Origin of the sequence: Achromobacter pulmonis (assembly GCF_002885955.2) — a bacterium.
In the GTDB taxonomy this organism is placed as follows: domain Bacteria; phylum Pseudomonadota; class Gammaproteobacteria; order Burkholderiales; family Burkholderiaceae_B; genus Achromobacter; species Achromobacter pulmonis_A.
Window position 1 is genome coordinate 410,738 of sequence record NZ_POQS01000003.1, and the last position, 19,438, is coordinate 430,175.

The following is a 19,438-nucleotide window of genomic DNA, read 5'->3' on the forward strand; positions in this document are numbered from 1 at the left end:
GGCGCCGCGGCGGGCGCGGGGGCCGCAGGCGCGGCGGCGGGGGCGGGGGCGGGGGCGGGAGCAGCGGCCGGTGCGGCGGCGGCTTCCTTCTTGTCGCCGCCCTCGGCCGGCGCTTCGGGTTCGGGCAGGGAGCCGCCCGACTTGTTGGCCATGTAGACCACGGCGCGCGCGACTTCGTAGTCGGACAGGGCCGGGTTGCCGCCCTTGGCGGGCATGCCGCCCTTGCCGTGCAGGGCCACGTTCAGCATGGCGTCGTAGCCGGCCTTGATGAACGGCGCCCAGGCGCCGTTGTCGCCGACCTTGGGCGCGCCGGCGACGCCGGCGGTATGGCAGGCCGTACAGACGGCGGCGAAGACCTGTTCGCCGGTCTTGAAGACCTTGGGTGCGTTGGCGTCGACCAGTTCGAAGCCCGCGACCGGGGCGATGCGCCTGGCGACGGCTTCGTTGGACAGCGTGTCCGAGCCGGCGCCGACTTTATTGCCTGTGGCCACCATGTTCACCAGGAGGATGATGATGGCGATGGGAACCACGAAAGCCAGTACGACCGTGACGATCAGTTGCTTCGGGGTCTTGATGGGGGAGGAGTGCTCTTCTATGTGTTCCTGCTCGTTGCTCATGACCAAATCCTGCTAACGGGTACCGGGGGCGCCTGGCGGCGGCAACAGAAAATCAGTACTGCACAAAAGTCGGCGGCAATGACGGCCCGCCGTGCAAGCAAACGCTGGATTATATAACGGTGTCATAGACGCGGGGCCAGCGCAACCGCCGGGTTTTCGCTGAGTTTGCCGGCCGCTTTGATCCATTTCATGCAGGCTGGCGAAAACTGGGTACAATACCGCCTCCCTTGCGCTGCGCCCGTAGTTCAATGGATAGAATGAGAGTTTCCGAAGCTCTTGATACAGGTTCGATTCCTGTCGNCGCCGACCTCAAGGTCTGGGTCAGCCCCAAGCATCCCGAAGGCTACGCGCGCGCCATCGCGCTGCTGGAAAAACTGGACGCCCGCCTGCTGAGCGGCTCCACGCCCGACGCCGACGCGCTGATCGTCGTCACGCCGTTCGGCGAGGACGTCTCCACCACGGTCTCGGCCCAGGGCCTGGACCCCGCGCGCACCGTCGGCCTGGACACGCTATACGCCTTCGACAGCGCCAAGCGCCGCACCATCATGGCCTCGCCGGCCACCGAAGAAAAATGGCGCGACGCCGCGCACGCGCTGCTGGCCGCCGACGGCGTGCCGGTCACGGTGATCGAGGATTCGCCCGGCTTCATCGCGCAGCGCATCGTGGCCATGATCGTCAACATCGCCAGCGACATCGCGCAGCAGAAAATCGCCACGCCGCAGGACATCGACCTGGCGGTGACGCTGGGCCTGGGCTATCCGACGGGCCCGCTGGCGCTGGGCGACAAGCTGGGCGCCGACCGCATCCTGGAAATCCTCAAGAGCATGCAACGCGTCACCGGCGACCCGCGCTACCGCCCCAGCCTGTGGCTGCAGCGCCGCGTGCAGCTGAACATGCCGCTGACGCAGGCGTAGGATGGGTGCAGCGCGAGAATCCTTAAGAAAGAACTCAAGTATCAAGCGCGCGTAACCCATCAGGCGGCGCAAGCCGCCGGGTTTCGCGGCCGGAGGCCAAACAGCGGCATGCGACGAAAGGCGGCGGCTGGCGCCGCCTGATGGGTTTCGCGCGCTCGATATCGGGGTGCTTGGTCAAGAAATCTCGCGCTGCACCCATCCTACCCCGTCTACCCCGTCGCGGCACACACAAAAAAGCCCCTCGCGAGAGGGGCTTTTTCGTATCGGCCGCCGCTTACTTGGCGGCGTCGACCATGTACTGCACGGCCGCGCGGATGTCCTCTTCGGAGGCATCGGCCGCGCCGCCCTTGGGCGGCATGGGCGGCTTGCCCTGCATGGCGACCTTCACCATGGCGTCCATGCCGGTCTTGATGTAGGGCTCCCAGGCGGCCTTGTCGCCGAACTTGGGGGCATTGGCCACGCCGGTGGCGTGGCAGGCGAAGCAGACGCTCTTGTACAGTTTTTCGCCGGCCGGGTTGACGGTGGCGGCGGCCTGCGGGGCGGCCGGGGCCGGCGCCTGCGCGGCCGGAGCCGGCGCCGCGGNGCGCGCCACAGCATCTGCGGCCAGCTTATTTCAGGCCCGCGCCGGGGCCTCATCCCGAGCCCGTTCTCAAGCGCGCACATCCCCACCTTTGGCAAGAACTGCCGTCATGTCCTGCTCGTACCGATAACCGTCGCGCAGGCTCATATCCTCGATCGTATTGAGCGTGTGCTTGGCGAGCCTGGTCGCCGCCGGGCGCTTGGACGCGATGGTGGCGGCCATGGCCAGGGCCGCCGGCAGCAGTTCGCCGGGCGCCGTGCAGGCCTCGACGATGCCCAGCCGGTACAGCTCGGGCCCCGGGACGCGTTCGCCGGTCAGCATCATGCGGCGCGTGCGCGAATGGCCAAACAGCCGCATGGCATGGCGTCCGCCGCCCATCGCGCCGACGTCGATCTCTGGCAGGCCCAGCACGGTGTTGTCGCAGGCCAGCAGGATGTCGCACGAAGCCGCGATGGCCAGGCCGGCGCCCAGCGCCGGTCCGTTGATCGCCGCGATGACGGGTTTGGCGCATTCGCGGATCGCATGAAAGCACTCGCGGGTGCGTCGGGAGTGGGCGATCAGGCCGCCCAGGCCGGCCGTGTTCTCGGCGCGGCGCTTCAGGTCGGCGCCGGCGCAGAATACCTTGCCCGCGCCGGTGAGCACCACGACGCGCACGTCGTCGACATCCGAAAGCATGTCCAGCGCCCGGGTCAGCTCATCGTTGAGGTCGCGGCTCAGCGCATTGACCGGCGGATTGTCCAGGGTCAGGGTGGCGATGTGATCCTGCACGTGCAACTGCAGTTGGGAAAAGCCGTCCATCGAAAGGCCTCATCGGTTGCGCATTATGATATGTGGCGCCCAGCTTCCAAACGGGCCGCCTTTGGGAATTTCGACATGCCTACACTGATTCCAGCCGCTGCTCGCACGCTGGCCGCCTTTGAGATCTTCGCGCGTGAGAAACGCGAACTGTCCAACTCGGAGATGGCGCGCATGCTGTCGCTGGCCGAAAGCAGTTGCTCGGACCTGATGAACACGTTGCACACGCTGGGCTATCTGATGCGCGCGCCCCGCAGCCGCCGCTTCTACCCGACCGCGCGCCTGTACGAAATTGCCCGCCAGATCGCCGAGAACGACCCGCTGACGCGTTCGGCCAAGGAAGCCGTCCAGCAACTGGTCGAGACCACCAACGAGAGCGCGTTCTTCGGCGTGATGGACCGCTCCGCCGTCAAGGTGGTGGCGGCGCAGCCCAGCCGCCGGCCGCTGCGCTATATCGTCAACGTGGGCGACCGGATCGCGCTGCATGCATCGGCCATCGGCAAGGCCTTGCTGGCCGAATTGCCGGACGACGAGATGCAGGCGCAGATCCAGCAGATCAAATTCAAGCCCTTCACGCCCGACACGATCACCAGCGCCAAGAAACTGCAGGCCGACCTGGCCCAGGGGCGCAAGCAGGGCTGGTATGAGTCCCGCGGGGAAGGCGCCGAAGGCGTGACCGCGCTGGCCGTGACCGGCACGCTGGGCGACCAGCCGGTGGCCTTGTCGCTGGCCGGCCCTGCCGAACGCGTCGAGAAGCATCGCAAGGCCTATCTGCAGGCCTTGTTCGAGGTGCGCGACTCGCTGCAGGCCTGACGCGGCTTTCATGGTCGCTGCGCCGGCCACTGGAACGGCGGGCCCTTCTTGTCGAAGAAGCGCTGCAGCGCCATGGTGTGGTAGTCGGTGCTCATCGCCACGCCCTGGCCGTCGCTTTCCAGCATCAGCATGGTTTGCAGGTCGCTGCGCAGCGAGACGTTGAGCGCGCGCTTGGTGATGCTCAGCGCCACCGGCGAGGCCTCGGCCAGGCAGCGCGCGATGGCCCGGGCCCGCTCCTGCACCTGCGAGGCCGGATGCGTTTCCAGCACCAGCCCCATGGCGCGCGCCTCGGCCGCGCCGAACTCGCGCGCCGAGAACAGCAGTTCCTTGGCCCGCTGCACGCCCACCAGGCGCGGCAGCGTGTAGAACGTCCCGAAGTCCGCCACCGCGCCCAGGCGTCCGAAGGCCATGCAGAAGCGGGCGTCGTCGGCGGCCAGCACCAGGTCGGCGGTCATGGCCAGGCCGAGGCCGGCGCCATAGGCCACGCCCTCCACCGCCGCGATCACCGGCCGGTCGAACTCCACCAGGCTGGCCACCACGTCGTGCAGGTCGACCAGCCGCTGGCGGCGGCCGGGCGCAGTCGCCTCGCCGGCCGCCGCGCTGTTGCGCAAGGCGTTCAGGTCGCCGCCGGAACAGAAGTTGCCGCCGGCGCCCGTCAGGACCAGCACCTTCAGTTCGCGTTCCTGGCGCAGCGCGCGCAGCAGCTCGCGCAGGGAACTGCGCATGGGGATATCGATGGCGTTCTTGTATTGCGGCCGATCCAGGGTGATGGTGCCCACACCATCCGACATCTCGTACTGCAGGCCTTCGTACATGGCGTTCGTCCTCGTGGTTAACGACGTTCAACGTCGGGGGAAGTCAGTATCAGGGCGTCGAGCACCCAGGCGCCTTCGCCGGGCGGGCCGACCCAGACGGGGTTGAACTCGGCTTCGCGCAGCTCGGGACGCCCCGACACGAATTCCGAGATGCGCAGCACCAGCTGCACGAAGGCTTCGGCGTCGATGGGCGGCAGATTGCGGAACGCGCCCAGATAGGCGCGGTGCTTCAGCCCGGCCAGCATGTCGCGCACGTCGGCGGCCTGGATCGGCAGCACCCGGTGCGCCACGTCCTTGAGCAGTTCGACGAATATGCCGCCCAGGCCGACGGTGACGACATGCCCGTACATGGGATCGGCGCGGACGGTGACCAGCATTTCGCGCCCGCCGTCATGGAACATTTTTTCCACCAGCACCCCGTCTATCGTGGCGTCCGGGCGGCGCGCGCCGACCTGCCGCACCAGCGCCTCGTAGGCTTCGGCAGCGTCGCCGGCCGAACCGACGCCCAAGCGCACGCCGCCCACTTCCGTCTTGTGCGGGATCTGCGCGCTGGCGATCTTGAGGACGACGGGAAAGCCGATGGCCTGCGCCGCCTCGGCCGCTTCGGCGGCCGAGCGGCTCAGCCTGCCCTGAGGCACTGGGATGCCGGCCTCGCGCAGCATCGCCTTGGCGGCGCTCTCGGTGCAGGCCACGGCTTGCGCCGCCGCGGGTTCCGCGCAAGCCGGCCCGCCCGGGGCGGCGTCCGGGCCGGACAGCAGGCCGCGCGGCATGACCTTGCGCAAGGCCGCCAGGGCCGTGGTCAAGGACAGGAAGGGAGCCAGCCCCTGGCTTTCCAGGCGCTCGAAGCCGGTGCCCAGGCGCCGGCTCATCCAGACCGGCAAGATGGGCTTGGCGGCGTCGGCGGCCGCATCGACGATGGCCCGCGCGATTCCATCGGTCAGCTCGGCATAGTCCGCCGGGATCGGGACGACCACGGCGCCCACCGCCGGGTCGTCGGCCACCGCGCGCAGGCAGGAAGCCAGGCCGTCGATGCTCTTGAGGGCTTCGGCGGTGACGTCCACCGGGTTGGAGATGGCCGCATAGTCGGGCAGGCTGGTCCGCAGATGCTCGGTGGTGGCCGGCGAGAACTGCGCCAGGCGCAGGCCCTGCAGCCCGATCTGGTCCGCGGCCATCGCGGCCGCGCCGCCCGAGAAGGTCACCACCGCCAGGTCTGCCGAGGCCGGGAGGCGGCCGCCGTCGGCCAGGCGCGCCAGGGCCACCAGCTCGTCCATGTCATGGGCTTCGATCGCGCCGAACTGCGCGAACATGGCGCTGTTGACGTCGGCCGCGCCGGTGATCGAGCCCGTATGCGACTGGGCCGCGCGCATGCCGTACTCCGACCGGCCGATCTTCAGGATCACCACCGGCTTGCCGCGCGAGCGCGCCAGTTCCAGCGCGGCGACCAGGCGGCGGCCGTCCTTTATTCCTTCGAGCAGAACGGCGATCACGCGCACGCCGGGGTCGTTGGCCATGTGGGCGATGAAGTCCGGCGCGCCCAGGTCGACCTCGTTGCCCGCCGACAGCCACATTGCCGCGCCGGCTCCGTACGACAGCCCCTGGACCACGTTGCGGCCCGCGCCGCCGCCCTGGGTGACGATGCCTATCGTGCCGACGTTCCTGTCGGACTTGAAGGCTGGCGAGATCGTCATGCCCATGCGATCGCGGAAGTTCGACAGGCCGGGACAGTTCGGGCCGTAGACCCGCAGCCCCGTCTGCCTGCACAGGTCCGCGATCTCCTGTTGCAGCGCCTGGCCTTCGGGCCCGGCTTCGGCGAAACCCGACGACATGACCACGGCGAATGGGATCCCGCGCGCGGCGCAGTCGCGCAAGGCGTCCATCACGTGGGCCGCCCTCAGAATGATCAAGGCCACGTCGATGTCCGCGTCCGGCAGGGCGGCGATCGACGGCCAGCAGCGGAAGGGGCCGTCGCCGCGCATGGGCGGATTGACCACGAACAGTTCGCCCTCCAGGCGCGAATGCGCGGACAGGTTCTCCAGCAGGCGGGCGCCTTCGCTGTTCGGGCGCTGGGAGCCCAGTACCACAACCACATTGCGAGGCCGCACCAGTCTCGCCAGATCGGGAAATTCGCAGGTCGTTGAAGTCATTTGATTTCCGTGGTGTCGTAGGTATTTACGAAATTCTGCAAATCATTCTACACTAGGTCGTAGTGATGTACGAAATATCGTACGAATATCGTGCGCATAACCAAAGGAGACGCATCATGAGGCTATTGATGGCCGCCGTACTGGCATGGTCCTGCGCGGGCGGCATTGCCCCTGCGCAAGCGCAGCAGTCTCAAACCTATCCCGCCAAGCCGGTCACCCTGCTGGTCGGCTTCGCCGCCGGAGGAGGGACCGACCTGCTGGCGCGGCACTACGCCAAGCGCCTTGCGGAGAAGCTGGGCCAGTCTTTCGTGGTCGAGAACAAGACCGGCGCGGGCGGCGCCATCGCGGTACAGGCCACGGCCAACGCCCGGCCCGACGGCTACACGCTGATGTTAGGCACCACCGGCATAGCCGTCGACACCGCGCTGGGCAAGACGACTTATCAATGGGAACGCGATCTCGCGCCGATCGCCATGCTGGGATACGCCAGCAACGTGCTGGTGGTGGCGCAGCGCTCGCCGGTCCGTTCGGTGGCGGACCTGATCGCCGAGGCCAAGCGCAGGCACGTCACTTTCGGTTCGCCCGGCGTGACCTCGTCCATGCACATGACCGGCGAACTGTTCAAGCAGATGGCCGGCGTGCGGATGACGCACGTTCCCTACCGGGGCGCGCCGCCGGCCGAGCAGGCCTTGCTGGCGGGAGACGTCGACGTGCTGTTCGACAACATGGCGGGCGCAATGGCGTTCATCGAGGCGGGCAAGTTCCGGCCCATCGCGGTCAGCAGCGCCACGCGCAACGCCGACCTGCCCGAGGTGCCCACCATAAGCGAAGCCGGCCTCAAGGGTTTCGAAACCACGGGCACGTTTTTCCTGATGGCGCCGGCCGGCACGCCGCCCGACGTCATCGCCAGGCTGGCGGCGGAGGTCGACGACATCACCAAGGAAGAAGCGACACAGGCCTTTCTGAAGCGTCTGCACATCGTGCCGCTGACCGGCGGCGCGCAAGCGGTTTCTGCATTCATGCAGGCCGAGGTGGCCAAGTGGAAGAAGGTGGTCACGGCCCCGGAATTCGAACAAGCCAAATAGGAGACCCACGTCATGGATTTCGCTCTGGACCCGACCCAAACGGCGCTGCAGGATTCGCTCAGGCGCTATCTCGAATCCGAGGTCGCGCCGCTGGTGGATGAGTACGAGGCGGCCAAGACGCCGGTGCCGCGCGCCGTCGTGGCCGCCATGCGCGACTATGGCCTGATCGGCGGTCTGCTGCCCGAGGAGGAGGGCGGCTTCGGCCTGTCGATGCTCACGTATGGCACGCTGGTCGCCGAGGTCGCCCGGGTGTGGCCGTCGCTGCGCGGCATGCTCAGCGTGAGCAACCTGGCGGCGTCGGTGCTGGCCGGCGCCGGCAGTCCGGCGCTGCGCGCCAAGTACCTGCCGCGCATCCTGGAAGGCCAGGCGATCTGCTGCTTCGCCTTGAGCGAACCCGGCATCGGGTCCGACGCGGCCAATGTGCAGACGCGCGCCGAATGCACCGCGTCCGGCGGCTGGCGCATCAACGGACGCAAGATCTACATCACCAACGGACCCATCTGCGACCTGGGCATCGTGTTCGTGCGCACGGTCTCGGACGACGGCGTGGCCGGCGTGTCGTGTCTGGCGTTCGAAAGCGCCATGCCGGGTTTCTCGTGCACGCCGCTGGGAAAGATGGGCATGCACTGCTGCCCGCTGGGCGAGCTGCTGTTCGAGGACGTCGAGGTCCCGGCCGAAAACCTGATCGGCGAACCCGGGCAGGCGTTCTCGATCGCGAAGAAGTACCTGAACATCGGCCGCTCGGTGGTGGCGTTCTCGGCGCTGGGCATCGCCGAATCCTCGCTCGAAGCGGCGGTGCGCTTCGCCCGCGACCGCGTGCAGTTCGGGCGGCCCATCGGTTCGTTCCAGCTGGTGCAGCAGATGGTGGCCGACATGATGACCATGGTCGAGACCTCGCGGCTGCTGGCGCACCGCTCGGCCGACGCGCTGGACCGCAACGCGCCCGACAACACCACCCTGTGCGCCATGGCCAAGCGCCATGCCAGCGACGCGGCGCTGCGCGTGGCCGAGACGGCGCTGCAGGTGCATGGCGGCGCCGGCTACACCTCGCTGTTTCCGGTCGAGCGCCACTACCGCGATGCGCGCCACCTGAGCATCGGGGAAGGCACCAACCAGATCATCGGCATGCTGATCGCGCAGAGCGCGCTCGGCCTTTCCGCACTTCGCTAGGCATTCCTGTCCGTCCGAGAAGATCATGCTCAAGAAACCCAGCCGACGCCATACTCTTCGCGCCGCGATGCGCGCCCTGCTTGCCGCGGGGCTGATCGCCGCCGCCCCAGCCCTGGCCGCGCAGGGCGCGTCCGACTATCCGGCCAGGACGGTGCGCCTGATCGTGCCGTTCGCGGCGGGCGGATTCTCGGATTCCTTGTCCCGCCTGATCGGCAATGCGCTGTCCGAGCAATGGGGCCAACCCGTCGTGGTGGAAAACCGCGCCGGCGCCAACGGCGTGATCGGCACCACGGCGGCGGCGCGCGCCCCGGCCGACGGCTATACCCTGCTGGTCACGCTGGACTCTCACGTCAGCAACAACTTCCTGGTGAAGTCGCTGCCCTACGACACGGTGCGGGACTTCGCGCCCGTCGTCTTCCTGGGCGCCGCGCCCATGGTGCTGCTGGCCAATCCCGGCTTCGAGGCCGACAACGTGGCCGACGTGGTGCGCATCGCCAAAGCGCGGCCCAACTCGATCAACTATGGTTCGCTCGGCTCGGGCAGCCAGATCCACATGGCCGCGCGCATGCTGGAGACGGCCGCCGACATCCATATGACGCCGGTGCCGTACAAGGGCGGCGGCCCCGCCGTCACCGACCTGATGGCCGGGCATATCCAGCTGCTGTTCGCGTCCATCACGTCGTCGCTGCCCATCGTGCAGCAAAAGCGCGCCAAGGCGCTGGCGGTGGTCTTTCCCAAGCGGCTGGCGGCGCTGCCCGACGTGCCCACCATGGCCGAGCAGGGCTATCCCTCGGTGGAGAAGGTGGGCTTCTGGTTCGGCATCATGGCCCCGGCCGGGACGCCCGCGCCCATCATCGAAAAGCTGCGGACCAGCGTGCTGGACGCGGCGGCGCGTCCCGACGTGGCCGCGCGGCTGGCCGAAATGGGACTGCAAATCCAGCCGATGGGGCCTGCCGAATTCGGCGATTTCGTCAAATCCGAGCTGGCCCGCTGGGCCGAACTGGTGCGGCGCGAAAACATACAGCCGCAGTAGCCCGGCGGCGCGCAAGCAAAGGCCGCGGCGTCCGCAGGGGCGCCGCGGCCTTTTGCGGACCTCAATCGCGCGGTCCTGCGGCGTCGCGCCAGACGGCGCCCGACCCATGCTCGTCCAGGACCGCAAGGATTTCGCGCGTGTGCTGGCCGGCGCGCGGCACCGGCCCCGGTTCGGCGCGCGCCCCGTCGAAGCGCGGCGCGGGCGCGGCCTGCAGGAAGCCGTCGCGCTCGAAGTAGATGTCGCGCGCGCGGTTGTGCGGGTCGAGCGCGGCCTCGCCGGGTTCCAGCACCGGCACGACGCAGGCGTCGCTGCCCTCGAACACGGCCCACCATTCGGCGCGGCTGCGGCGCTCGAAAAGCGCCTGCAGGCGTTCCTTGCGGCGGGGCCATCGAGACCTGTCCCATTGATCGGCGAACTCCGGGTCGCCGGCCAGTTCCAGGCGTTCGAGCAGTAGCGCATAGAACTGGGGCTCGATGGCGCCGACCGTGATGAAGCCGCCGTCCGCGCAGCGATAGCTGGCGTAGAACGGCGCCGCGTTCGGCAGGCTCCGGCTGCGTTCGGCGGCGATGATGCCCTTGGCCCGGGCGGCCAGCAGCAATTGCTGGGAGTGGGCCGATCCGTCGACGATAGCCGCGTCCACCACGCAGCCCTGGCCGCTGCGGCGGGCCTTGAGCACGCCGGCAAGTATGCCTATGGACAGGTACAGCGCGCCGCCGGCGATATCGCCCACCACCGAGAAAGGCGTGACCGGCACGGCGTCGGCCGGCCCGGCGTTCCAGAGCGCGCCGGACAAGGCGATGTAGTTGGCGTCATGTCCGGCCATCTGCGCCATCGGCCCGCTCTGGCCCCAGCCCGTCATGCGGCCGTACACCAGGCGCGGGTTGCGCGCGCGGCACGCTTGCGGTCCCAGCCCGAGGCGTTCGGCCACGCCGGGGCGCATGGCCTCGATCAGCACGTCGGCGTGTTCGACCAGGCGCAGCAGCGTGTCGCGGCCCTCGTCGGTCTTGAGATCCAGCGCGATGGCGCGCTTGCCGCGCTGGATGCTGGTTTCGTATCCCAGGCTGCCGGCGCGGCCGTCGGGCCGCTGCACGGTGATCACGTCCGCGCCCAGGTCGGCCAGGTGCATGGCGCAGAACGGGCCGGGCCCGATTCCCGCGATCTCGATCACCCGCACGCCCTCCAGCACATTGCCGCGGACGGGTTCCTGCTTGTCTCGGTTCATATGCATACGGCCTCGTCAGTCCAGTGCGATGACGGCTTCGCCGACGATTTTCTCGGCGCCGTGCTGGTCTGCGCAACGCAGCGCCAGGCGCACGCGCCGTTCTCCGCCTTCCTCCATCTTCTCGACGACTTCGCCGGTGCAGGTCGGCTCGGCATATAGCTGCATGATGCCGGTAAAGCGCAAGGCCAGGCTGCGGATGCGCTGCTGCGGCACCCAGTCGGTCAGCATGCGGCCCACATAGGCCGCCGACAGCATGCCGTGCGCGAAGACATCGTCCACGCCGGCGCTGCGCGCATAGTCCAGGTCGATATGCATGGGGTGATGGTCGGCCGACGCGCCGGCGTACAGGGCCAGCGTCTTGCGCGAGATCGGCGGCAGTTTCAGGGTAGGCAGCCGGTCGCCGGCCGCCAGCTTGTCGAAGCTGGGAAGAGTCATGGTCGTTCCTTCAGGCGTTGCGTTGCACGACGATAGAGCGCAGGTCGGCGATGTGCCGGCCGTGCTGGTTGGTCACGCGCGTGTCCTTGACCAGGAAATCGAGCGCGCCGCCTTTCTTCTGGTAGACGTCGGCAATCGTCAGGTCGAACGTCAGGGTGTCGCCCGCGTAAGCCATGGCGTGGTAGGTGAAACGCTGCTCGCCGTGCAGGATGCGGCTTTCCTCCAACCGCGTCAGGCGGGCGGTGCCGATGGAGTCGAACGCGTCGATCTCCAGGCAGAACAGAAAGGTGGGCGGCACCGGCAGGGCGGGGTGTCCCGCCGCCCGCGCGGCGGCTTCGTCCAGATAGACGGGATCGGTCTCGCCGATCACTTTGGCGAAAAAGCGCAGGCGGCCGGGCTCGACGGCGATGCTGCGCGTGCCGAGGGATTGGCCGATCAGGTTCTTATCAAGCAAGGGAGTCTCCTTGGGTGGCGGACATGCCGGATGCTGCGGGAATCAACTGGCCCGGGCGCCAGTGCGTTCGATGATGGATTTCCACTTGACGCGTTCGGTCCGGATCATTTCCTCGAACTTTTCGCCGCCGACCGGCAGCGGCGCGCCGCCCATCTGGGTCAGCGCGTCGATCACCGCCGGGTCCTGGAGCGCGCGCGCCACTTCGGCCTGCCAGCGCTCGACGATGGGCTTGGGGGTGTTGGCGGGGAAGAACAGGCCTATCCATGACATCGACTGGGCCTTGGGGTAGCCGGCTTCGGCGATGGTCGGAACGTCGGGCAGCAGCGCCAGCCGGGCGGCGCCGGTGGTGGCCAGGGCGCGCAGCTTGCCGCTGCGGATATGCCCCAGCGTGGTCGCGGGATAGTCGAACGAGGCGTCGACCTGGCCGCCCAGCAGATCGTTGATCGCCGGCGGGCTGCCGCGANCTGCGGATATGCCCCAGCGTGGTCGCGGGATAGTCGAACGAGGCGTCGACCTGGCCGCCCAGCAGATCGTTGATCGCCGGCGGGCTGCCGCGATAGGGCACGTGCGTGAACTGCACGCCCGCCACCGTCTGGAACAGTTCCGCCGCCAGATGGGAGCCTGTGCCGTTGCCCGCATTGGCCACGGTAATGCGTCCCGGGTTGCGCGCCGCGTACTCCGCCATTTCCTTGACCGTGCGGTACGGACGATCGGCGTTGACCACCAGCACGTTGGGCAGCGCGATCACGGCGTGCACGGCCGTGAAGTCCTTCGCCGGATCGAAGCTGAGGGACTTGTAGAGGTACTGGTTGGTGGCCTGGGTTCCCTGCGTTCCCATCAGAAGGGTGTAGCCGTCGGGCCTGGCCTTGGCGACGTGCTCGGCGGCCGGATTGCCGCCCGCGCCCGGCCGGTTCTCGATCACCACAGGCTGGCCCAGGCGCTGCGCGACCTTGCTGCCGATCAGGCGGCTGACCTGGTCGGTGATGCCTCCCGCGGGGCCGGCCGAAACAATGGTCATCGCGCGAGCCGGATAGGTGTCGGCATGCGCGGGCGCGACGGCCGCCGTACACCCCAGCGCCAGCAGCAGCGCAACCCGTCCCAGACCCGTAGCCGACCGGCGGCCGCCATTCTGAATGTTCATGGGTGTCTCCTCCCAGGTCAAAAAATCTGTTGGAATTAACTACGGCATTTCGTATAGTACTACGACACAGCGTAATTTCCAGGATTTTTCCATGCCCAATCTGATACCTGCCACGGGCCGCACGCTTGCGGTTTTCGAGGTGTTCGCCAGGGAAAAGCGCGAACTGTCGAATTCGGACATGGCGCGGCTGCTGTCGCTCGCCGACAGCAGTTGCTCCGACCTGCTGTACACGCTGCATTCGCTGGGATACCTGATGCGCACGCCCAAGACGCGGCAGTTCTATCCCACCGGGCGCCTGTTCGAGATGGCGTGCCAGTTCAGGCAGAACGATCCGATGTCCGCGGTGGCGCAGGAAGCGGTGGAGCAGCTGGTGGAGCGCACCAACGAAACCGCGTTCTTCGGCGTCCATGAACGCCTGGCGGTGAAGGTCGCGGCGGCGCTGCCCAGCCGGCGTCCGCTGCGCTACATCCTGGATGTCGGCGACCGCGTCGCGGTGCATGCCTCGGCATTCGGCAAGGCCCTGCTGGGGCTGCTGCCGCCGCAGGAATTGCGCGCCGAGGTCGCGAGGCTGAACCTGAAGGCGGTGACGCCGCACACGATCACAGACCCAGGGAAGCTCATCGCCAATATCGAGGCCGGCCGCAAGCGCGGCTGGTACGACACGCGCAGCGAGGGCGCCGAAGGCGTGACCGCGCTGGCCGTCTCGGGCTGGCTGGGCGGACATGCCGTCTCGCTGTCGCTGGCCGGGCCGACCGAGCGTGTCGACAAACACCATGCCGAATATCTGCAGGCGCTGCGCGACGTACGCGGCGCAATACTGGACGGCCAGCCGGCTGCTCCGTTTTTCCCATCCAAGTAGGAGCAAACATGGACTTGAAACTGCAAGACCGCGTGGCGATCGTCACCGGATCGGCGCGCGGAATCGGCGCCGAAACCGCCCGCTTCCTGGCCCGCGAGGGCATGGCCGTGGTGATCAGCGACCTGGACGAAGGCGCCGCGGCGGCGATGGCGCGCTCCATCGAGGCCGAGGGCGGGCGCGCCATCGGCCTGCGCTGCGATGTGCGCGACCAGGCCCAGGTGCAGGCGATGGTGTCGGCCGGACGCGAAGCCTTCGGCCGCATCGACGTGCTGGTCAACAACGCCGGCCTGGTGAAAGACCGCACGCTGCTGAAGATGGACGAGGCCGACTGGGACCTGGTGATCGACGTCACGCTCAAGGGCGCCTTTCACTGCTGCCGGGCGGCGCTGCCGCATATGCACGAGAACGGCTGGGGCCGCATCGTCAACATCGCCTCGCGCGCCTTGTTCGGCAACCCTGGGCAGACGAACTACTCCAGCGCCAAGGCCGGCATCGTCGGTTTCACGCGCGCCCTGTCGTTCGAGCAGGCCCGCAAGGGCGTCACGGTGAACGCCATCGCGCCCGGCTTCATCGAAACCGATTACATCAAGAGCCTGCCCAATTACGACACGATCCTCGAAAACGCCCAGGCCAAGAACCAGGTGCCGTTTCCGGGGCAGCCCGGCGACATCGCCGGCGCCGTCGCGTTCATGGCCTCGGAGCACGCGCGCTACATCACCGGCACCACGCTCTTCGTCACGGGAGGCCGCTATGGCTGACCTGGACGCCGACGGCCTGGGCGCCGAGCATGCCTTGTTGCGCGACAACATCCGCCGTTTCCTGAAAGACCGCGTCAATCCGCTCATCCTCCAGCACGAGACCGACAAGACCTTTCCCTTCGAGGTGCTGGGCGAGCTGCGCGACTTCGGCTATCTGGGCGGCTATCTGCCCGAGTCGTCCGGCGGGCTGGGGATCGACTACCTGACCTGGGCCGTGATGATGGAGGAGGCCGGCTACTGCTGGCTGTCGCTGCGCGCGCTGATCAACGGCCTGAACATCGTCGGCGGCATCATCGACGCCTACGGCACCGACGAGCAGAAAGACCGCTTCCTGCATCCCCTGATGCGCAACGAACGCCGCACGTTCGTCTCGATTTCCGAGCCGGACGTGGGATCGAACGTGGCGGAAGTCAAGACGCGCGCCGACAAGCGGGGCGACCGCTACGTGCTCAATGGCGGCAAGCTGTGGGTGACCAACGGCATGTTCGCCGATTTCGGCATCGTGGTGGCGCGCTGCTTCAGCGACACCTGCCAGGGCGGGCTGTCGCTATTCCTGGTGGAAAAGGCGCATACGCAGTTCGACGTGCGGCCGGTCGACACGATGTTCGTGCGCAGCACCGGAACCGCCGCCTTCACGTTCGAGGACGCCGAAGTGCCCGCGGCCAACCTTCTCGGCCAGGAAGGCCAGGGCCTGCGGCAGATCCTCATCGGCCTGAACTTCGGCCGACTGAACGTGGCCATGGGCGCGGTCGGGGCGGCGCAGTGCGCGCTCGACCTGTCCATCGACTATGCGCGCACCCGCAAGCAGTTCGGGCAGCCCATCGGCGCCTACCAGCTGGTGCAACGCCACATCGTCGAGATGACGATGAAGACCCAGGCGGCGCGCGCCCTGGGTTATCGCGCCGCGCGCGCCATGCAGGCCGGAAAGTCGGCGCGCATCGAAGGCTCGGTGGCCAAGCTCTACGCCACCGAGGCCGCCCATCAGGTGGCCAACCATGCCCTCCAGGTGCACGGCGGCATCGGTTATGCGACCGACTACCCGATCGAACGCATCTTTCGCGACACGCGCGGCGGCATGATCCCGGAAGGAACCACCGAAATCCAGACCCTCATCATCGGCCGCGAGATCCTGGGGATCTCGGCGCTTACCAATGGAGAACGCGCATGAATGAATCCGACGTCATCGAGAGGATCGCGCAGTCGGCGATCTACTGGGAGGACCTGCCCGTGGGAACCCGCTACCGCACCTCGTCGCGCACCGTCACCGAGGGCGACGTGGCGGCGTTCGCCGCGCTCACGGGCGATTTCAACCGCGTGCACGTCGACGCCGAATACGCCAAGAGCACCTTGTTCGGGCAGCGTATCGCGCACGGCATGCTGGTGGCCTCCTTCATGGCGGGGCTGACCTCGCGCTCGATTCCCAACCAGCTCATGGAGGGGGCGCTGTTCGGCGTGCTGGAGAACCGCATCAAGTTTCCCAAGCCCACGCTGATCGGCGACACGCTGCACGTCGAGATCGAAGTGGTCGAACAGAAAACCACCAGCCGCCCCGACCGCGGACTGATCGGCTTCCTGCGCAAGGGCATCAACCAGCGCGGCGAAGTGGTCTGCGAACTGGGCGCCACCTGTCTGCTCAAGCGCCGTACGCCGGCCCAGAACCCATGAACGCACCGAACATCCAATTCGCCGACCTCACGCGCCTGGTGCTGCCCGAATCCATCGTGCTGGTCGGCGCATCCGAGAAACCGGGCAGCATCGGCCAGCGCACGCTGGAGAACCTCACCGTGCATTCCGGCTGGCAGGGCCGGCTGGCCCTGGTGAATCCGGCCCGCCAGACCATTGCCGGCCGTGCCTGCGTGCCTTCGGTGGCCGATCTCGATTACGCGCCCGACGTGGCCATCCTGGCCGTGCGCGCCGATCTCGTCGTGGACACCCTGCGCCTATGCGGCGAGCGCGGCATCCGCTATGCCATCGTGTTCAGCTCGGGCTTCGGCGAGACGGGCGAGGCCGGGCGCGCGCTGGAAGTCCGGATGCGCGAGGTCGTGGCCGAGACCGGCTTGCGCATCTACGGGCCCAACAGTCCCGGACTGACCAACGTCAACGGGCGGCTGGGCATGAGTTTTTCGCCGGCGTTCAAGACCGACCAGCGGCCCGGGCCCATCGGCGTGGCGTCGCAGGGCGGCGGGCTGGGGCGCTCGTTCATCCAGGCCATGGACCGAGGGGTAGGGACGGGCCTGTGGTTCTCCGGCGGCAACGAGGTCGACCTGGAGGTCAGCGACTACATCCACTACATGGCCGACGCGCCCGACATCGAAGTCATCGTCAGCGTGCTCGAAGGCGTGCGCGACGGCCCGCGCTTCATGGCGGCGGCGCTGCACGCCGCGCGCCGCGGCAAGCCGGTGGTGGCGCTCAAGGTCGGCAAGTCCGACTACGGCATCAAGGCGACCCAGTCGCATACCGCGGCCATCTCCGGCTCCGCCGAAATCAACAGCGCCGTATTCAAGGAGGTCGGGGTGATCGAGGTCGACGACGTAGACCAGTTGATCGACACGGCGTCGATGCTGGCGCGCGGCAAGCCGACCGGGCGCGAGCGCATCGCGGTGTATTGCTTCTCCGGCGGAACCGCGGCGCTGGCTTCCGACCAGATCGGCCTGGGCGGGCTGGTGATGTCCGAGTTCGCGCCGCAGACGCGCCACGCCTTGAGCCAGCTGCTGCCGGACTACGCCGCGATCGACAACCCCGTGGACGTGACGGCCGAGGTCCTGGTCGATCCCTCGCTGACCTACACGGCGCTGAAGACCACGGCCGAAGATCCCAACACCGATATCGTGATGGTGCCGATTCCGGTGGAATACGGCCAGACCACCACGCTGCTGGGCGAGAGCATGGTGCGCGTGCAGCGCGACGTGAAGACGCCCATCGTGCCGATCTGGATGAGCGACCGCACCGGCGAGGGCCACCGGCACATGATCGAGGGCGGGCTGATGCCGATGCGTTCGGTGCGCAACGCGGTGCGGGCCATGCGCCGCTACATCGAGTACGGCCGCTGGAAGGCGCAGCGCGACCCGGACTGGGCCCCGCTGGGACGCAACCGGCAGCCCGCCAGCACCGCCACGCTGAGCGAGGTCGACGCCAAATTCCTGCTGCAGCGCGCCGGCGTGGCCGTTCCGGCGAGCCGCATGGCCGCCACGCCGGAAGACGCGGCCCGCGCGTTTCGGGAACTGGGCGGCGAGGCCGTGGCGATGAAGGTCGTCAGCGCGACCATCACGCACAAGTCGGACGTGGGCGGCGTGCAACTGGGCATACGCTCGGCCGAACAGGCGCGAGCCGCCCATGCGCAGATATGCGAGCAGGTCGGCCGGGCCTGCGGCCCCGGCCAGGTCGAAGGCGTGCTGGTCGAGGCCATGCTGACCGGGCCGTTCGTGGAGGTGGTGGTGGGGATACACCGAGATCCCGTATTCGGCCACGTCTGCATGTTCGGCCTGGGCGGCGTCAGCATCGAGCTGTTCAAGGACGTCAGCCGGCGGCTTTTGCCGCTCACGCCGCAGTCGGCCCGCGCCATGATCGCCGAGACGCGCTGCAGCGAACTGCTGGGCGGCTATCGCGGGCGTCCCGCCTGCGACGTCGACGCGCTGGTCGACACCCTGGTGAAGCTGAGCGACTTCGTGGTCGAGCACGCCCACCGGATCGAGGAACTGGAAATCAACCCGCTGGCCGTGCGTCCCCAAGGACAGGGCGTGATGGCGCTGGATGCGGTACTCAGCTTTCAAACAACGGAGAAGAGCACATGGTAAAGACGGACATCGGCTACACCACGATCGACTCGATCGTGGTGCGCGGACTGGATCTTTCGAAGGAAATCATCGGCAAGTTCGATTTCGTCGACATGATCTATCACACCACATTCGAGCGCCTACCCACGGCGCGCGAGAAAATCATGGTCAACGCCATCCTGGTGACCACGGCCGACCATGGCATCACGCCCAGTTCGCTGGCGGCGCGCCTGACCTACGCCGGCGCGCCCGAAGCCATGCAGGCGGCCGTGGCGGCCGGGCTGCTGGGCGCAGGCAGCGTGTTTCTGGGCACCATGCAGAACGCCGCCGAAATGCTTACCGAGGCGGCGCGCGAACTTGGCCCGGACGCCGGCGACGAGGCGGTGCGCGACGCGGCGCGCGAGTTGATACGCCGCTACAAGCAGGAACGACGCGCCCTCTATGGAGTGGGCCACCCCATTCACGTCAACGGCGACCCGCGCGTGGCGACGCTGCGCGAGCTGTCGCGCGCGCATGACTATTACGGCGTGCATTGGCGGCTGATGGACGCCGTCAGCCAGGTGCTGAGCGCGGAATCGAAGAAAAACCTGCCGGTCAATGCCGTAGGCGCGATCGCCTCCATCATCGCCGACATGGAACTGGACCCGATGGTCGCGCGCGGCCTGGCGCTGGTGGGCCGGTCGGCGGGCCTGCTGGCCCACCTGATGGAAGAGCGCAAGCAGCCGATCGGGCGCGCCGCCTGGGAACTGGTGCTGCAGGACGACCCGCGCAACCAGGTTCCCTGAGCGCGGGCCGGCGGGCGGGAACGCCAGATGCTGCGCAGAGCCAGC

The 19,438-nt window shown here is 68.1% G+C and carries 18 protein-coding genes and 3 pseudogenes; 11 read left to right on the forward strand and 10 right to left on the reverse strand.

Features of this window, described 5'->3' with window-relative positions; all coding sequences use genetic code 11:
• On the reverse strand, window positions 1–617 hold a 617-nt coding region (locus C1I89_RS13185), incomplete at its 3' end, for a c-type cytochrome (RefSeq protein WP_102773228.1).
• Between the two features lie 308 nt (window positions 618–925).
• Between C1I89_RS13185 and C1I89_RS13195 the strand changes: the two are divergent.
• Window positions 926–1,531, forward strand: a pseudogene (locus C1I89_RS13195) (3-hydroxyacyl-CoA dehydrogenase family protein); the annotation flags it as partial.
• Window positions 1,532–1,805: 274 nt separating this feature from the next.
• Here C1I89_RS13195 and C1I89_RS13200 read toward each other — a convergent pair.
• Window positions 1,806–2,132: pseudogene (locus tag C1I89_RS13200) on the reverse strand (c-type cytochrome); the annotation flags it as partial.
• A gap of 48 nt (window positions 2,133–2,180) precedes the next feature.
• The gene (locus tag C1I89_RS13205; RefSeq protein ID WP_102773229.1) at window positions 2,181–2,909 is read right to left on the reverse strand and encodes an enoyl-CoA hydratase/isomerase family protein; all 729 of its coding nucleotides are present in this window, start codon (window positions 2,907–2,909) and stop codon (window positions 2,181–2,183) included.
• 75 nt (window positions 2,910–2,984) lie between these two features.
• Between C1I89_RS13205 and C1I89_RS13210 the strand changes: the two genes are divergently transcribed.
• Window positions 2,985–3,719 carry an IclR family transcriptional regulator gene (locus C1I89_RS13210; protein ID WP_102773230.1) on the forward strand — a complete coding sequence of 245 codons (735 nt, stop codon included), beginning with the start codon at window positions 2,985–2,987 and terminating at the stop codon, window positions 3,717–3,719.
• Window positions 3,720–3,727: 8 nt separating this feature from the next.
• Here the strand turns inward: C1I89_RS13210 and C1I89_RS13215 are convergent, their stop codons facing one another.
• Together C1I89_RS13215 and C1I89_RS13220 are read right to left on the reverse strand one after the other, a co-directional pair.
• On the reverse strand, window positions 3,728–4,534 hold the full coding sequence (locus C1I89_RS13215) for an enoyl-CoA hydratase/isomerase family protein (protein WP_102773231.1): 807 nt from the start codon (window positions 4,532–4,534) through the stop codon (window positions 3,728–3,730).
• 17 nt (window positions 4,535–4,551) lie between these two features.
• Window positions 4,552–6,678, reverse strand: a complete 2,127-nt coding sequence (locus tag C1I89_RS13220) for an acetate--CoA ligase family protein (protein ID WP_102773232.1) — start codon at window positions 6,676–6,678, stop codon at window positions 4,552–4,554.
• A gap of 116 nt (window positions 6,679–6,794) precedes the next feature.
• On the opposite strand from C1I89_RS13220, the gene C1I89_RS13225 reads away from it, so the two are divergent.
• Genes C1I89_RS13225 through C1I89_RS13235 form a run of 3 tightly spaced genes read left to right on the forward strand, consistent with a single transcriptional unit; the run spans window position 6,795 to window position 9,966 of the window.
• A complete protein-coding gene (locus C1I89_RS13225) occupies window positions 6,795–7,763 on the forward strand; it encodes a Bug family tripartite tricarboxylate transporter substrate binding protein (protein WP_258231421.1) in 969 nt (322 codons plus the stop codon).
• A gap of 12 nt (window positions 7,764–7,775) precedes the next feature.
• Window positions 7,776–8,933, forward strand: coding sequence for an acyl-CoA dehydrogenase family protein (locus C1I89_RS13230; protein WP_102773234.1), 1,158 nt, complete (start codon window positions 7,776–7,778; stop codon window positions 8,931–8,933).
• A 25-nt stretch (window positions 8,934–8,958) separates the two neighbouring features.
• Window positions 8,959–9,966 (forward strand): tripartite tricarboxylate transporter substrate binding protein, encoded by a 1,008-nt coding sequence (locus tag C1I89_RS13235; protein ID WP_102773235.1) that lies wholly within the window; start codon window positions 8,959–8,961, stop codon window positions 9,964–9,966.
• 61 nt (window positions 9,967–10,027) lie between these two features.
• Here C1I89_RS13235 and C1I89_RS13240 read toward each other — a convergent pair whose 3' ends face one another.
• From C1I89_RS13240 to C1I89_RS35215, 5 genes and pseudogenes are all read right to left on the reverse strand, one after another.
• The gene (locus C1I89_RS13240) at window positions 10,028–11,194 is read right to left on the reverse strand and encodes a CaiB/BaiF CoA transferase family protein (RefSeq protein ID WP_258231422.1); all 1,167 of its coding nucleotides are present in this window, start codon (window positions 11,192–11,194) and stop codon (window positions 10,028–10,030) included.
• Between the two features lie 9 nt (window positions 11,195–11,203).
• Window positions 11,204–11,623 (reverse strand): MaoC family dehydratase, encoded by a 420-nt coding sequence (locus C1I89_RS13245; RefSeq protein WP_102773236.1) that lies wholly within the window; start codon window positions 11,621–11,623, stop codon window positions 11,204–11,206.
• Between the two features lie 10 nt (window positions 11,624–11,633).
• Entirely contained in the window at window positions 11,634–12,077 is a 444-nt protein-coding gene (locus C1I89_RS13250; protein WP_102773237.1) for a MaoC family dehydratase N-terminal domain-containing protein, read from the reverse strand.
• A gap of 42 nt (window positions 12,078–12,119) precedes the next feature.
• Window positions 12,120–12,716, reverse strand: coding sequence for a tripartite tricarboxylate transporter substrate binding protein (locus C1I89_RS35210; protein WP_258231449.1), 597 nt, complete (start codon window positions 12,714–12,716; stop codon window positions 12,120–12,122).
• Window positions 12,637–13,218, reverse strand: a pseudogene (locus C1I89_RS35215) (Bug family tripartite tricarboxylate transporter substrate binding protein); the annotation flags it as partial. The gene C1I89_RS35210 and the pseudogene C1I89_RS35215, both read right to left, overlap by 80 nt.
• A gap of 91 nt (window positions 13,219–13,309) precedes the next feature.
• Between C1I89_RS35215 and C1I89_RS13260 the strand changes: the two are divergent.
• Genes C1I89_RS13260 through C1I89_RS13285 form a run of 6 tightly spaced genes read left to right on the forward strand, consistent with a single transcriptional unit; the run spans window position 13,310 to window position 19,393 of the window.
• The gene (locus C1I89_RS13260) at window positions 13,310–14,077 is read left to right on the forward strand and encodes an IclR family transcriptional regulator (protein WP_102773238.1); all 768 of its coding nucleotides are present in this window, start codon (window positions 13,310–13,312) and stop codon (window positions 14,075–14,077) included.
• A gap of 8 nt (window positions 14,078–14,085) precedes the next feature.
• Window positions 14,086–14,835: an SDR family NAD(P)-dependent oxidoreductase gene (locus tag C1I89_RS13265; protein ID WP_102773239.1), complete on the forward strand. Its 750-nt coding sequence runs from the start codon at window positions 14,086–14,088 to the stop codon at window positions 14,833–14,835.
• The gene (locus C1I89_RS13270; protein WP_102773240.1) at window positions 14,828–16,003 is read left to right on the forward strand and encodes an acyl-CoA dehydrogenase family protein; all 1,176 of its coding nucleotides are present in this window, start codon (window positions 14,828–14,830) and stop codon (window positions 16,001–16,003) included. Before C1I89_RS13265 ends, C1I89_RS13270 begins: the two co-directional genes overlap by 8 nt.
• A complete protein-coding gene (locus C1I89_RS13275; protein ID WP_102773241.1) occupies window positions 16,000–16,500 on the forward strand; it encodes a MaoC family dehydratase in 501 nt (166 codons plus the stop codon). Before C1I89_RS13270 ends, C1I89_RS13275 begins: the two co-directional genes overlap by 4 nt.
• Window positions 16,497–18,629 carry an acetate--CoA ligase family protein gene (locus tag C1I89_RS13280; RefSeq protein WP_102773242.1) on the forward strand — a complete coding sequence of 711 codons (2,133 nt, stop codon included), beginning with the start codon at window positions 16,497–16,499 and terminating at the stop codon, window positions 18,627–18,629. The genes C1I89_RS13275 and C1I89_RS13280 overlap by 4 nt, the downstream gene beginning before the upstream one ends.
• Entirely contained in the window at window positions 18,623–19,393 is a 771-nt protein-coding gene (locus tag C1I89_RS13285) for a citryl-CoA lyase (protein WP_102773243.1), read from the forward strand. Before C1I89_RS13280 ends, C1I89_RS13285 begins: the two co-directional genes overlap by 7 nt.
• Window positions 19,394–19,438: the final 45 nt, after the last annotated feature.